Source organism: Anaerococcus hydrogenalis, assembly GCF_002871895.1.
Classification (GTDB): domain Bacteria; phylum Bacillota; class Clostridia; order Tissierellales; family Peptoniphilaceae; genus Anaerococcus; species Anaerococcus hydrogenalis.
In genome coordinates this window covers 85,648-100,311 of the sequence record NZ_PNHP01000003.1, presented here as the reverse complement: position 1 = coordinate 100,311, position 14,664 = coordinate 85,648, and the positions used below count along the sequence as shown (strand labels likewise).

Below are 14,664 nucleotides of genomic sequence, written 5' to 3'. Positions count from 1 at the left end.
AGATATGGCAGCAAAGACTAGAAAATCTTCTGCTAAAAGAGGTAGAAGAAGAGTTAAAAAGAATGTCGAAAGAGGACAAGCTCATATCAATTCAACATTCAATAATACAATGGTAACTTTGACAGATGCACAAGGTAATGCCTTATCATGGGCAAGTGCTGGACAATTAGGTTTTAGAGGATCAAGAAAATCTACTCCTTTTGCAGCACAAGAAGCAGCTTTAGAAGCAGCTAAAAAAGCTATGGACTATGGTTTAAAAAGTGTAGAAGTATTTGTTAAAGGACCAGGCTCAGGAAGAGAATCTGCAATCAGAAGCTTACAAGCAGCAGGGCTTGAAGTAACAATGATAAAAGACGTAACACCAATTCCTCACAATGGTTGTAGACCACCTAAGAGAAGAAGAGTTTAATAAGGAGAAACTATGGCAGTAAGCAGAGATCCAATTTTTAAAAGATGTAGAAGCTTAGGAATAAGCCCAGCATACTTAGGATATTCAGGAGAATCTAAAAGATCAAACTCTAATCAAAGAAGAAAACTCAGTGAATATGGTATGCAACAAAGGGAAAAACAAAAAGCTAAATTCATCTACGGAGTAAGTGAAAAACAATTTAGAAGTTATTATGAAAAAGCTTCAAAAATGCATGGACAAACAGGTGAAAACCTAATAATCCTTTGCGAAAGAAGACTTGACAATATAGCATTTAGATCAGGACTTGCTAGAACTAGAAGAGAAGCAAGACAAGTTGTAACACACGGACATTTATTATTAAATGGAAAAAGTGTTGACATCCCATCAATTCTTGTAAAAGAAGGAGATGTTATCGAAGTTAGAGAAAAATCAAGATCAAGCCAATTATTTAAGGCTATCAAAGAAACAAACCAATCATTTGGAATTGTTTCATGGTTAGATTCAGATCTAGAAAACTTAAAGGTAAAAGTTACAAACTTCCCAACAAGAGAAGATATTGATATACCTGTTGAAGAACGTATGATTGTTGAGTTCTATTCTAAATAGAATTAGTTAAATTGTTAGAACTAAGGAGATACAATGATAGAAAAATTAGATACAAAAATTGAAATTTTAGATATAGACGAAGAAACTAACTACGGAAAGTTTGTCTTATATCCACTCGAAAGAGGCTATGGTACAACCATAGGAAACAGTATGAGAAGGATGCTTTTATCATCCTTACCTGGTTCTAGCGTCTCAAAGATTCTTATAGACGGGGTACTACATGAATTTTCAACAATTCCTGGAGTTGTGGAAGATGTACCTGAATTAATATTAAATATCAAAGGTATTGATATTAAAAAACATACAAAAGAAGATCTAACACTATTTTTAGATATAGAAGGCCCAAAAATTGTTACAGCAAAAGATATTAAAACTGATGCCCAAATAGAAGTAGCAAATCCTGACCATTATCTTGCAACAGTCAATGATAAGGCAAGATTATTCATAGCACTTGATGTTACTGACGGAAAGGGCTACAGAGTTGCTGAGTTAAATAAAAAGGATACAGATCCTATAGGGGCAATTGCAATAGACTCATCATTTACACCAGTTAAAAGCGTAAACTTTACAGTAGAAAATACTAGAGTTGGTGAATCTACAGATTATGATAAATTAATTCTTGAAGTATGGACCGATGGAACAATCACTCCTCAAGAAGCCTTATCTGAAGGAGCTTCAATTTTGATGGAAGATATTAGATTTTTCAAAGATCTTCCTGGCCAACAATTCCCACCAGAAGTTGAGGAAGAAGAAGTTGAAGAAATTGAAGAAGAAGATGATAATCAAGTAGAATTATCTAAAACTATTGAAGAATTAGATCTTTCATTAAGATCATTCAATTGTCTAAAAAGAGCAGGATACAATACTGTTGGTGAGATAATAGAGAAAAGTGAAGCTGAACTAAAAGATATCAAAAACTTTGGTAAAAAATCTTTAGATGAAGTTATTGATAAAATTCATAGTTTAGGACTTAGCTTAAGAGAAGAATAGGAGGATATGATGGCTAATAAAAGAAAGCTTGGTAGAAGAACTGATCATAGAAATGCCTTACTTAGAAATCAAGTAACTTCTTTGTTAGACAATGGTAGAATTACTACTACCCTAACAAGAGCAAAAGAAACTCAAAAAATGGCTGATCGTATGATCACTTTAGGAAAGAAAAATACACTTCACACAAGAAGACAAGCAGCTCAATATATATACAAACCATCTACAGTTCAAAAATTATTTGGTGAAATAGCACCAAAATATGAAGATAGAAATGGTGGATATACTAGAGTATTAAAACTCGGACCAAGAAAAGGTGACGGTTCTGAAAGAGCAATTTTAGAATTAGTATAATTAAACTTACTCTATAGCATCTTATGAAAATAAGGTGCTTTTTTTGTGTTTATTTTTATTTTTTAAATTTATACTATTTTTGTATAATTTATTCTTATAAAAATTGAAAATCTATGATATAAATGTTAACATTAAAAGAGAATAAATGTTAAAAAGAGGTTTATATGGGTAAGGAAAATATAGAAAAATTTAGGGATGATAATTTCTATGTCTTAAACTCAATGGATGACTGGGTTAGGATACTTGATAAATACGGGAGGATTGTATTTATTAATGAAAAAATGAAAAGAGATATCCACTTAGATAGGTCACTCATTGAGCAAAATATAGATACTGAAAAACTTAATGAGAAGGCTGATATTTTTAAAAATACAACAATTGAAGAAGAAAGACTTATTAATGATAAGTATTATTCTATAAAGTCGTCTCCCTTATATTATCAAGATGAATTTGTAGGAATAATTGAAGTTTATAGGGATATAACTAGTGAATCTAAAATGAAAGTTGACCTATTTAATGCAAATAGGAAGATGCTTGAAGATATTAGATTTGTTAGAAAAATTCAAACTAACATACTTCCAAAAAATAAGGTATACGGGGATATAAAACTTGAAGGTAGATACCTACCTTCCAATGATGTTTCCGGAGACTTATTTGATATTATAAAAATTGACAAAGATAAGTATGCCTTTTATATAGCTGATGTTATGGGCCATGGGGTTAAGTCTTCTATTATGACTATGTTTGTAAAACTTTCTATAGCAGCTATTTTTGAAAGACACCCTTTTTATTCTCCAGGACAGGTTTTAAAAAAATTAAGAGAAGAATTTGTAAAACTTGATATGAACTCATCCCAATATTTTACAGTTTGGATTGGAATTTTTGACTGCAAAAAAAATACCCTTACCTTTTCAAATGCAGGCCACAATTGCCCACCTCTTCATTTGATTAATAAAAAATCCTATGTTGAAAAACTTGTTGTTTCAGGAAGGATGATTTCAAATATAATAGAGCAAAATATCTACCAAGAAGTTACAATAAACTTAAATCCAAAAGATAAGATATTATTTTATACTGATGGGATTATAGAAAGTAAGGATATAGGAAAAAATGAGTATTCCGTTGAAAGATTGATGAAGATTTTAAAAGAAGATAGAAGTCTTGATTATATCTTAGATGATTTGGAAAAATTTAGCTGGGGAGAACAAGATGATGATATAAGCCTTGCTATAATTGATTATAAAGGAGAAAAAAATGAAAATTAACCAATATATTGACCACACTATACTAAAAGCTGATGCTACAAAAGACCAAGTTAAAAAAATTGTTGAAGAAGCTAGGGAATATGACTTTAAATCTGTTTGTGTAAATTCCTCTTATGTTTCTTTTATTAGAAATATGGATAAGGATATTAGAATTACATCTGTTGTTGGTTTTCCTTTGGGGGCAATGACAACAAAGGCTAAAGTTTTTGAAGCAGAAGATGCTATAAAAAACGGTGCAGATGAAATTGATATGGTAATCAATGTAGGAAGATTAAAGGATAAGGATTATGACTATGTCCTTAACGATATAAAAGAAGTTAAAAAGGCATGCGGGGATAAAACTTTAAAGGTTATTATAGAAACTTGCCTACTTGATGATGAAGAAAAAATCAAGGTATGCGAACTTTCTAAAGAAGCTGGTGCTGATTTTGTAAAAACTTCTACAGGATTTTCTATAGGTGGGGCAAGAAAAGAAGATGTAGCTTTAATGAGAAAAACTGTAGGAGAGGATATGGGAGTTAAGGCTAGTGGAGGAATTCATACTTATAAAGAGGCCATGGAAATGATAGAAGCTGGGGCAAGTAGATTAGGTTGTTCAGCATCTATTGCTATAGTAAAGGGAGAAAAATAAATGAGTGATGTTATGATGCAAGCCTTCGAGTGGGACACACCTGCTGACGGAGGCTATTATAAATTTTTAAAAGAAAATGCAAAAAAAATTAAGGATGCAGGAATAGATGCCCTTTGGCTTCCACCAATGTGTAAGGGTGGAGGAGACCAAGATGTTGGATATGGAATTTATGACTTATGGGATTTGGGAGAATTTGACCAAAAAGGCACAGTTAGAACAAAATACGGAACAAAAAAAGAACTTCTTGAAGCCATTGATGAACTTCACAAAAATGAAATAAAAGTTTATGCCGATGTTGTTTTAAATCACAAGGGAAATGCTGATTTTGAAGAAGAATTTATGGCAAGAATGGTAGATCAAAACAACAGGGAAAAAGATGTATCAGAAGATATGAAAATAAAGGCTTGGACAGGTTTTAATTTTCCTGGAAGGGCTGGTAAATATTCTGATTTTGTTTGGCATTATTATCATTTTACAGGTGTTGATTATGATGCAAATACCGATACAAAGGCTATATTTAGGATTCTTGGTGATGGAAAATATTGGGATGAGGGCGTAAGTGATGAAAAAGGAAATTTTGATTACCTAATGAACGCTGACATTGACCATTCCCACCCAGAAGTTAGAGAAGAAATTTTCAAATGGGTTGATTGGTTTATGGAGGAAACTGGGGTTGATGGATTTAGGTATGATGCTTTAAAACACATATCTGATGAATTTATTTATGATTTATCCAAACATATTATGGAAAAAAAGAAAGATGATTTTTATCTTTTTGGTGAATATTGGCAATATGATGAGGGCCAAATTGATGGATATTTGGATGATACTGATTGGAAAATAGACTTATTTGATGTTCCACTTCATTTTCACATGCAAGAAGCAAGTAAGTCCAATGGAAATTATGATATGAGAAATATTTTTAACAATACCATAGTTGAAAATCATCCCCTTCAAGCAGTAACCTTTGTCGATAACCACGATTCCCAACCTGGTCAATCTTTAGATTCTTGGGTTGAAGATTGGTTTAAAGAAATTGCCTACTCCTTAATTTTATTTAGAAAAGACGGCTATCCTTGCATATTTGCAGGAGATTATTACGGTTTAAAAGGAGAAATTAAAAAAGATCCCTTAAAAGAAATGATTGATAAGATGCTTGATGTAAGAAAAAAATATTCTTTTGGTGACCAAGATGAATACTTTGATAATCCACAAGTTGTAGGCTGGGTAAGAAGAACTGATAATGAAACATCATCCCTTGCAGTTTTAATTTCTATTGGGGATATGGCTGAAAAACAAATGTTTGTCGGTGAAGAAGAAGCCGGAAAAGTTTATATAGATTTATCAGGAAATAATAAAAACACAGTTACAATCGATGAAGATGGAAACGGAGTCTTTAATGTTGGACCTGGTTCTGTTTCATATTGGGCAGCAGAGGAAAATTAATGAAATATTACGCAGTAAAAAAAGGCAGAAATCCTGGGATATATACATCCTGGGATTTATGTTTAAAAGAAGTAAAAGGCTACAAGGGAGCAATTTATAAATCTTTCAAGAAAAAAGAAGATGCCTTAGATTTCTTAGAAGATAAAAAAATTGAAATAAAGGCAGATAAAGATTCAGTGATAGCCTATATAGACGGATCTTATTCTAAAAAAGATAAAAAATATGGGGTAGGAATAGTCTACATTACTGATGAAAAAATCGAAGAAATTTACGAAGATTTTGATGATGAATTTCATATCCACAGAAATGTAGCAGGAGAAGTTAAGGCAAGTGTAGGAGCAATCAACAAGGCGATTTCTGATGGTAAAAAAACAATCTATATCCATTTTGATTACCAAGGCATAGAATCTTGGGCAAGAGGGACTTGGAAAAGAAATAACGACCTAACCAAAAGATATTACGAATTTTTCCAAAAAGCAAAGGAAAAAATTGATGTCCACTTCATAAAAGTAAAGGCCCACTCAAATGACAAATACAATGATATGGCAGATGCCTTGGCAAAAAAATCCTTGGGGATAGAGGCAGAATAATTAAAATATTTGACAAATTATAAAATTAATATTACAATATATTTAATTAAAATATTAGTTAAGAAAAGTGTTGAAGAGAAGAGTAACTATTTTAATGCTTAAAGCGAATCCCGTAGAGTGTGAGGGGAGAAGTTAAGAGATAGTGAAAAGAACCTTAGAGCTTATGGGTCGATACAAGGAGACCTATACGGGAACTCCCGTTACAGAGTTAGAGTATGTTAGTACTTGATGAGGTTTATTTTGTGAAAAATAAACAAATACGGGTGGTATCGCGAGTCTTCGTCCCTTTTGGGATGAAGGCTTTTTTAATTTCCAAAAACACAAATGACTAGTTTTTAAAAAATTTAGGAGGAAAAATATGATAAATAATGAATATGAAGTTTTAAATCAAGCAAAAAAAGTAGTATTAGCTTATTCAGGAGGTCTAGATACATCTGTAATGGTAGCTTGGCTAAAAGAAAATGGAGCAAAAGAAGTTATTTGTGTATCAGTAGATTTAGGACAGGTTAAAAATCCTGAGGCCTTGGAGAAAAAAGCTCTTAAATCTGGAGCTAGCAAATTTTATAATGTAAATGTTGAAGATGAATTTATAGATAATTATGCTTTCAAAACCTTAAAGGCTGGAGCAAAATACGAAAATGTATACCTATTAGGAACAGCCATAGCCCGTCCTTTAATTGCCAAAGTTTTGGTTGATGTGGCTGAAAAAGAAAAGGCAGATTTGATAGTTCATGGTTGTACGGGAAAAGGAAATGATCAAATACGTTTCGAACTTTCAATAATGACTATAAATCCTCAAATAAATGTTCTAGCCCCATGGAGATTTTGGGATATAAAGGGACGTAGCCAAGAAGAAAAATATGCAAAAGACCATGGCATAGAACTTAAAGTAACAAAAGATGAAGACTATTCAATGGATGAAAATATTTGGCACCTTTCCCATGAAGGCTTGGACTTAGAAAACCCAGAAAATCCTACAAACTTAGAAAAAATACTATATTGGGTCACACCAGCTGAAAAAGCTATAGATGAGACAGAAATTGTAGAAATAGAATTTGAAAAAGGAAAACCTATAGGCCTAAATGGAGAAAAATTAAAGGGATCAACTCTTGTAAAAAAATTAAATAAAATTGGAGGAAAACACGGAATAGGTGTAGATGATATGGTAGAAAGCAGGATGGTCGGAATGAAATCAAGGGGAGTATATGAAAATCCAGCTGCAAGTATCCTTTACTTTGCCCACGAAAAATTAGAATCCGTAACAATTCACCCAGATGCCCTCCAATATAAGCAAAAAATGGCCCTAGATTATGCCAAATTAGTTTATGCAGGAAAGTGGATAACCCCACTAAAAGAAGCCATGGATGACTTTATAGAAAAAACTCAAGAAAATGTAAGTGGAAAAGTAAAAGTAAAACTTTACAAAGGCTCCATGCAACCTGCAGGAATCTATGCAACAAACTCCCTTTATTTAGAAGAATACGCAACATTTGAAGAAGATGACGTATACAAACAATCAGATGCAACAGGCTTTATAAATTTATTTGGCCTATCAAGTAAAATATATGCAAAAGCTATGAAAGAAAATAAATAAGCAAGTCCTCCTTACTAAAAATTGTAGGGAGGATATTTTTTAAAAAATATTTATAAGGATTTCTTGGTCCTAGATTCTAGATTTTTTAAAAAATTTTATCCTACTTATATTTGTAAAATTTTGGTAAAATTTATGATTTTTCCTAGGATAATCCAAATATCTTTATTATAATTTAATTAAGATAGGGGGATTTTATGAGAAAGAAATTAAAGATTATTTTTATAGTTATAAGTGTACTTTTTATATCAGTGAGTTTATTTTTTGGGGCCTTTCTTGGTGTGGAAACTTTTAAGGGGCTAACAAATTTTACACCAAGAAAGGCTACTATAGAAAATATTTCAAAATATAAGAAAGAATATGAAAAATTTGCAGAAAATAAGGATGTTGAAGAGGTAAAAATAAAATCTTCCAAGTTTGACCATGAAATTCCTGCAATTTTTATTAAAAATAAAAATTCTGATAAGATTTGTATAATGGTCCATGGTATGGGGGCAAGCAAGTATTCTATGTATAATCAAGGGCAAATTTTTTATGATTTAGGTTACAGTCTTTTAATTTATGATCAAAGAAATTCAGGATATAATAAGGCAAAATACTCAACATTTGGAGTCTTGGAATCTTTTGACACATTGGATTGTCTAAATTATGCAAGAGAAAATATTAATAGTAAGGCCAAACTTGTTTTATTTGGAGAATCTTTAGGGGGAGCAACGTCTTTAATTGCTGCAAGTCGTGATAAGACAAATATTGATTATCTAGTCCTTGATTGTCCCGTTTCAGATTCTAATGAATTTTCTGATAAGGTATTTGAAAAGGTAGAAAAAGAAGAAAATATACCTGGTCAGTTGATGAAATTTACTGGAAATATTTGCTTGAAATTAAAATTAGGCTTTACTTTAAAAGATATTAACACAATAAAATGGATAAAAAATGCAAAATTAGATATGCCAATTTTGATAATAAATTCTGATTCTGATAAGATTACCCCTAAATACATGGGAGAAGATATTTATAGGGCAATAGATTCAAAAAATAAAGAAATTTATACAGCAAAAGGCTATGACCATACAAAATTTGCCCAAGAAAACCCCAAGGCCTACAAGAAAGTGCTGGCTGAATTTTTTGAAAAATATAAGTAGAACTTATTATAAAAAAAATAATTTTTAATTAAAAAAACAAGGAAAGTCAGCTTAGATTTTCCTTGTTTTTTATATAAGCCTTATGATAAGTATTTTAATTAATCTTATAAAGCTTTTTATATAATTATTTATTTTTCTAAATTAGCATATAAAGAATCTATGGTATTTTTTAACCTACTAATTTGATTTTCTAATTTTTCTATATATTCTTCTCCAACTCCTACTTGCCTATCAACTTCTTTGAAGGATGTTGCCCCGAAGGAGTTTCTTCTTTTTATGGAATTTTCAATTTTAAATATTGATAGGTCATCGAGTTTTACTGGAAATTCTAAAATTTCTAGGTCTTTTTTATTTATTTGAGAGAAATCTTTATTGTTATTTTCGCAGTATTTTACCAGGTTTCCTACAATTTCATGGGCAGATCTAAAGGGAATATTTTCTTTTACTAAATATTCTGCTATGTCAGTTGCCTCTATAAATCCTTCTTCTAAATGTTTTTTCAAAACTTCTTCTTTAAAGTGAGATCCTTCTAGCATTTTTTCAAAGATTAAAAGGGACATGTTTAGGGTTTTTATTGAATCGAATAAGGCTTCCTTATCTTCTTGGAAGTCCTTGTTGAAGGTTAAAAATGTTCCTTTTACAACTGTAAGAAGATTTATCAAATTTCCTATATTTCTACCAACCTTTCCTCTTGCAAGTTCTGCGAGGTCAGGATTTTTCTTTTGAGGCATTATAGATGAGCCTGTGCAATATCCATCATCTATATCTATAAATGAAAATTCTTGGGAATTAAATACTACAAATTCTTCCGCAATTGATGAAATATGGGTCATGGTAAGAGAGGATAGGTATAAATAATCTATTATATTATCACGATTTCCTACAGTATCCATGGCATTTTCTGTTGGCTTATCAAAGCCTAGAAGTCTTGTTGTAATAAACCTATCGGTTGGAAGAGTTGTCCCAGCCATAGCACAAGCTCCGAGTGGATTTTCTTGGAGTCTTTTAAAAAGTTCCATAAATTTCTCACTATCTCTTTTAAATCTTTGGAAATGTGCCATATAATAATAGCCAACTGTGATTGGTTGGGCATGTTGGAGATGGGTAAAGCCAGGCATAATCTTGTGACCTTCTTCCTTCGCTTTTTTTAATAAAACTTCCATCAAATTTTTAAGCCTTGTAAGAGATTCAAGACAAGCCTCTCTCATAAAAAGAGTTTCATCAAGGGCATTTTGGTCGTTTCTACTTCTTGCAGTATGAAGGGCCTTGCCAGCCTTGCCAATTTCATTTGTAAGCTCTTTTTCAATTAGCATCATTATATCTTCATTTGCTATATCAAGCTCAACCTCACCCTTATCAAATTTTTCCTTAACCTTAATAAGGCCAGATTTTATTTTCTTATAAGTATCTTCATCAATAATTTTACAATCTTTTAGCATTGTAACATGAGCAAGACTTCCCAAGATTGAATATGGATATAAGACATTATCAAAAGATAAAGATTCATTATAAAGGGCTGCCACCTCATCCATTGTCTTGGAAAATCTTCCAGACCATAAATTTTTCATTATTTCCTCCTAAAATTTTTCCTTTGAAGATATAAAAAAAACGCCCCTAAAAAAGGGACGATAGTAAACGTGTTGCCACCCTAATTTGCAAAATAAATTTTGCCTCATTAGAAAAACTTAAACGCAGTCAACGGGAAGCTTATGACTTATACCTCCAACTATTTCAAGCATCTTTTCGGTTAAAAATACTATAGCTTCTTCCAGCAAAACGAAACCTCTCTGTGATTAATAAAGCTAACCTACTAAACTCTTCAAAGTATTTATAAAGATGATAACATCATAGGAATACTTTGTCAAATATATTTATAATTATTTTATTATATTAATAGAAAAATATGAAAAAGTAAATTTAAGCTAAGGCGACATAAATAGATCTCTCGACTACGCTCGAGATGGGTGATTCTTATATTGGGATTATTGCTAAAGGATTTTTTTAATTATTATTTAAAAAAATATTAAAAAAAAGATCTCTCAAAAAGCTAGATGTGAGATAGGTCTTTGTATTTTATTGCTAAAAAATAAATATTTCTTTAGTAATAAAGTAAATAAAGAGTAACCCATCTCGAGCCCAGTCGAGAGATCTCCCTTATTAAATTTATACAAAAATATAAGCTAAACTTTGAAAAAAATCCTATAAACTTTCAACCAAGCTTTTAATTTTATCTCTATATTCTTTGGCTACATTAACATCAAAATCTTCCCCAGCTGTTTGGAAATAATGGTTTAATTCCTTAACTAACTTTGCTATTTGTGGATTTTCTTCTCCGCTTTCTTCTTTGATTTTGCTAGCCTTTGACAAATATCCATTAATCTCTTCTACAATTTGCATAGTTTTATGTTCTTGGTCGTTTTCTTCTAATAATTCCCTTAAAGTCCATTTGATATTTGTAGGTGTAATTCCAGCCTTGTGCTCAATCACAACTCCTTCTGCTCTCATCTTATCAATAAATTCAAACAAATCATTTTGCTCAAAATCTTTAAAAAATGCAAAGGTAAAATCATATTGGTCAAGGTGCTCGCCTTCTGATTCTATTTTTTCATAACCTTCAATTTCAGCAAGATATCCAACCTTTTGATCAACAGCTTCCATGCCAATCAATTTTAATTTTACTTGGTCTTTTTCACATAAAATTCTTAATTTTTTCTTTTCTATATCATTAGCGTTAAATAAAATAATTAATGCCATAAACTCTCCTTTTCTTTTTATACTTTATTTTATACCCAAAAAGATTATTTACTCACAAATGGGTATAATATATTATAAAGATAAATTTAGGGAGAGTTTTATGAAAGATTTTAAATATGAAAATAATAGGATAAAAGAAATTGATAAATTACTAGTTGAGGCAAGAGATGCTCTTGGAGTTTTGCAAAGGGCAACAAAAAGGGTTGGAAAGGCTTCTGATTATTCTCTTACTGGGCTTGTTGGAAGAAATATTGTTGGAGATTTTTTAAGGTCTAATAAAAATAATTCTATAAATAAGGCTATTGATAGGAGTCAAGATGTTCTTTTGAGTCTTCATTCAAATTTATTAACTTTTGATCCCAAGCTTGCATCAATTATTGATCTTCCTTACAAACTAAGTCAATTTTCTAGCCCTAGAAATCCTATTTCGGATATGAAATTAAGAATTGATATGAGAAAAAAGAAATTGGATATTCAAAAATCTGAGAAAAAACTTATTACTCTTATCAAAAAACTTTCTAAGGAAAGATCTAAGGAAATTAATAAAATTAAAAAAAGTATAGAGCTTAAGGCTTTTGAAGATTAATAATTTAGGGACATTTTCACCTTTCTACTTATATATAAGTAGGAGGTGATTTTTTTATGGAAAAATTTAAGGAAGTTTTTGCCTTTATTTTTACCATTATGGGATCTTTTTTGGGATTTTATTTTGGTGAAATTGATGCTTTTGTCTATAGTCTTTTATGTTTTGTTATAGCTGATTATATGACAGGAATTCTAAGGGCAGGAGCAGAGAGAAAACTTTCTTCAAAGATAGGTTTTAAGGGAATAGCTAAGAAAATTATGATTTTTATTCTTGTTGGAATAGGAAACTTGTGTGATAAAAACTTAATTAAATCTGAACCAATGATTAAGACTGCTATTATATTTTTCTATATAGCAAATGAGGGACTTTCTATTTTGGAAAATTCCCTTGCCATAGGTTTACCTATTCCAATGAAATTAAAAGTTTTATTAGAACAATTTAAGGAGGAGAAATGACTAACAGTAAATTAATTGATGATATAATTTTATCACCAAACAATAGTGGCTTAAGAAATGAGAAAATTACAAAAATTGCCATCCACCACGCAGCTGGAATAATTAAGGGTAGAGATTTGGCAAAAATTTTTCTGCCAAGGCAAAGACAGGCTTCTTCCAATTATATGATAGGATCAGATGGGCTTATTGTTTTGGGTGTAGATGAAAAAAATAGGGCATGGACAACTTCATCATCCTGGTGCGATAACCGTGCTATTACAATCGAAGTAGGAAATTCTACAAGAGATCCAAGTTGGGAAGTTTCTGACTTTGTTTTAAATAGATTAATTGACTTGGTGACAGATATTTGCAGGAGGAATAATATTTATCCTTGTACTTATACGGGAAATAAAAATGGTGTTTTGCAAAAACATGAGTGGTATGCAAATACAAATTGCCCAGGGCCATATCTTGGAAATAAATTTTCTTTTATAGCAAGTGAAGTTAACAAAAGACTTGAAAAAGATTATAAGGAAAATTTATATAGGGTAAGAAAATCTTTTAATGATAAAAAAAGTCAAAAAGGATCCTTTAAATCTATAGATAATGCCAAAAGATGTGCTGATAAATATAGGTTAAAGGTATTTGATGAAGGTGGAAAGGAAGTTTATCCAAAAAAGAATTTAAAATCAATCGATACTCTTGCAAGAGAAGTTATAAGAGGAGATTGGGGAAATGGAAATGAGAGGAAAAAAAGATTGACTGAGGTAGGATATGATTATTATGCCGTACAAAGAAGGGTTAATCAGATTTTAAGTTAATGAAAAAGCATTGAATAAATTCAATGCTTTTTTTGTGCTTAAATTCCATTTTTGTATAGATAAAAAGAATAAATCATTGGAATAAAAAATATTACAGCTATGGTTATTAAAATTAAATATTGATTTCCCACAAATGGACTTAATAAGAAAAAAAGTCCACCTAATATAAAAGTATAGCCACCAAGTCTGTGAGTTTTTCTCCAATTTTCGTCACTATTTAAGGTCCAAGGAAGTTTTATTCCAACTGTATAATTTCTTTTAGTTTTTGGAAGATAGTTTCCTATTATAATTAAGAGAAAACCTACAAATAAAGATACTATCACCATAACATTTATTTCTTTACCTAAACCATAAAAAACGCTTATCATGAAGGTTATAAGTAAAACGAGTGGAACAGTAGCTTTTCCAATTAATATTATAAGCTTATTTTTATTTATGTTTTTTGGATCATTATCTAACATAAAACAAGAAAAAATATTTATTAATATTAAAAATATTGGAGTTTTTATAAAAGCACTAAACTTAGTGGAATAATCATCAATTTCATTGTTAAAGCCCCAGTGAGTTGGTATAGTTTCTGGCATTTTTTTGTAAAATAATAAATTTATAAGGGCAAATAGCAAGATTGAAAAAACTATTGATATTATACTTTCTTTTTTAAATTTTATTTTATTTTTCATTTTCTCCTCCTTTAAATTTTACAAACCAAGCCATTATTTCTTCAAAAATACTTGTGTTCAGCTCATAATAAATAAAATTTTTCTTTTTTGTTTCATAGATTAAATCTTCATTTTTTAATAATTTTAAATGGTGGGAGATGGTTGCCCTTGATAGGTCAAAATTTTTGGCAATTTCTCCTGCATTCATACGCCCTTTTTTTCTTAATAAATTTAAAATTTCAATCCTTACTGGATCTGATAAGGCTTTAAAAGTATCAGAAAACAAAAAATCACCAACCTTTCATTCTATTTTGATAATTATCTAAATAGCTATTTTTATTATAGATTCTAAATAAAAAAAAAGTCAAATCTATTTTGAAAAATATCTA

17 protein-coding genes and 2 other annotated features are annotated in these 14,664 nt (G+C 30.5%); of the genes, 13 read left to right on the top strand and 4 right to left on the bottom strand.

Annotated elements, in window-relative coordinates; translation table 11 throughout:
* Positions 1-4 precede the first annotated feature (4 nt).
* The 10 genes from rpsK to CJ192_RS05150 all read left to right on the top strand — a co-directional run bounded on the left by rpsK (position 5) and on the right by CJ192_RS05150 (position 9,021).
* The gene (gene rpsK / locus CJ192_RS05195; protein WP_004815504.1) at positions 5-409 is read left to right on the top strand and encodes a 30S ribosomal protein S11; all 405 of its coding nucleotides are present in this window, start codon (positions 5-7) and stop codon (positions 407-409) included.
* Between the two features lie 12 nt (positions 410-421).
* Entirely contained in the window at positions 422-1,015 is a 594-nt protein-coding gene (gene rpsD / locus CJ192_RS05190; protein ID WP_004815507.1) for a 30S ribosomal protein S4, read from the top strand.
* A gap of 33 nt (positions 1,016-1,048) precedes the next feature.
* Positions 1,049-2,005, top strand: a complete 957-nt coding sequence (locus tag CJ192_RS05185) for a DNA-directed RNA polymerase subunit alpha (protein ID WP_004815509.1) — start codon at positions 1,049-1,051, stop codon at positions 2,003-2,005.
* A gap of 9 nt (positions 2,006-2,014) precedes the next feature.
* Positions 2,015-2,356, top strand: coding sequence for a 50S ribosomal protein L17 (rplQ, locus tag CJ192_RS05180; protein WP_004815511.1), 342 nt, complete (start codon positions 2,015-2,017; stop codon positions 2,354-2,356).
* A 164-nt stretch (positions 2,357-2,520) separates the two neighbouring features.
* On the top strand, positions 2,521-3,621 hold the full coding sequence (locus tag CJ192_RS05175) for a PP2C family protein-serine/threonine phosphatase (protein WP_004817950.1): 1,101 nt from the start codon (positions 2,521-2,523) through the stop codon (positions 3,619-3,621).
* Positions 3,611-4,252, top strand: coding sequence for a deoxyribose-phosphate aldolase (gene deoC, locus CJ192_RS05170; RefSeq protein WP_102198013.1), 642 nt, complete (start codon positions 3,611-3,613; stop codon positions 4,250-4,252). The genes CJ192_RS05175 and deoC overlap by 11 nt, the downstream gene beginning before the upstream one ends.
* Positions 4,253-5,698 (top strand): alpha-amylase, encoded by a 1,446-nt coding sequence (locus tag CJ192_RS05165; RefSeq protein WP_102198012.1) that lies wholly within the window; start codon positions 4,253-4,255, stop codon positions 5,696-5,698.
* Positions 5,698-6,288 (top strand): ribonuclease H1 domain-containing protein, encoded by a 591-nt coding sequence (locus tag CJ192_RS05160; RefSeq protein WP_102198011.1) that lies wholly within the window; start codon positions 5,698-5,700, stop codon positions 6,286-6,288. The genes CJ192_RS05165 and CJ192_RS05160 overlap by 1 nt, the downstream gene beginning before the upstream one ends.
* A 61-nt stretch (positions 6,289-6,349) precedes the next feature.
* Positions 6,350-6,578, top strand: a binding site (T-box leader).
* Positions 6,579-6,646: 68 nt separating this feature from the next.
* Positions 6,647-7,882: an argininosuccinate synthase gene (locus tag CJ192_RS05155; protein ID WP_102198010.1), complete on the top strand. Its 1,236-nt coding sequence runs from the start codon at positions 6,647-6,649 to the stop codon at positions 7,880-7,882.
* Between the two features lie 194 nt (positions 7,883-8,076).
* Positions 8,077-9,021, top strand: a complete 945-nt coding sequence (locus tag CJ192_RS05150) for an alpha/beta hydrolase (protein ID WP_004818026.1) — start codon at positions 8,077-8,079, stop codon at positions 9,019-9,021.
* Between the two features lie 128 nt (positions 9,022-9,149).
* Here CJ192_RS05150 and argH read toward each other — a convergent pair whose 3' ends face one another.
* Positions 9,150-10,589: an argininosuccinate lyase gene (gene argH, locus CJ192_RS05145; protein WP_102198009.1), complete on the bottom strand. Its 1,440-nt coding sequence runs from the start codon at positions 10,587-10,589 to the stop codon at positions 9,150-9,152.
* 50 nt (positions 10,590-10,639) lie between these two features.
* Positions 10,640-10,853 (bottom strand) — a binding site (T-box leader).
* Between the two features lie 367 nt (positions 10,854-11,220).
* Complete coding sequence (locus tag CJ192_RS05140; RefSeq protein WP_102198008.1) at positions 11,221-11,775, bottom strand: DUF3783 domain-containing protein; 555 nt, start codon at positions 11,773-11,775, stop codon at positions 11,221-11,223.
* 100 nt (positions 11,776-11,875) lie between these two features.
* Between CJ192_RS05140 and CJ192_RS05135 the strand changes: the two genes are divergently transcribed.
* The 3 genes from CJ192_RS05135 to CJ192_RS05125 are packed head-to-tail and all read left to right on the top strand — an operon-like array spanning position 11,876 to position 13,616.
* The gene (locus CJ192_RS05135; protein WP_102198007.1) at positions 11,876-12,361 is read left to right on the top strand and encodes a hypothetical protein; all 486 of its coding nucleotides are present in this window, start codon (positions 11,876-11,878) and stop codon (positions 12,359-12,361) included.
* 56 nt (positions 12,362-12,417) lie between these two features.
* A complete protein-coding gene (locus CJ192_RS05130) occupies positions 12,418-12,816 on the top strand; it encodes a phage holin family protein (protein ID WP_004817909.1) in 399 nt (132 codons plus the stop codon).
* The gene (locus tag CJ192_RS05125) at positions 12,813-13,616 is read left to right on the top strand and encodes an N-acetylmuramoyl-L-alanine amidase (RefSeq protein WP_102198006.1); all 804 of its coding nucleotides are present in this window, start codon (positions 12,813-12,815) and stop codon (positions 13,614-13,616) included. The genes CJ192_RS05130 and CJ192_RS05125 overlap by 4 nt, the downstream gene beginning before the upstream one ends.
* A 38-nt stretch (positions 13,617-13,654) precedes the next feature.
* Here CJ192_RS05125 and CJ192_RS05120 read toward each other — a convergent pair whose 3' ends face one another.
* Together CJ192_RS05120 and CJ192_RS05115 are read right to left on the bottom strand one after the other, a co-directional pair.
* Positions 13,655-14,296, bottom strand: a complete 642-nt coding sequence (locus CJ192_RS05120) for an SdpI family protein (RefSeq protein WP_102198005.1) — start codon at positions 14,294-14,296, stop codon at positions 13,655-13,657.
* Positions 14,286-14,561, bottom strand: coding sequence for an autorepressor SdpR family transcription factor (locus tag CJ192_RS05115; protein ID WP_004815554.1), 276 nt, complete (start codon positions 14,559-14,561; stop codon positions 14,286-14,288). The genes CJ192_RS05120 and CJ192_RS05115 overlap by 11 nt, the downstream gene beginning before the upstream one ends.
* Between the last annotated feature and the right edge of the window lie 103 nt (positions 14,562-14,664).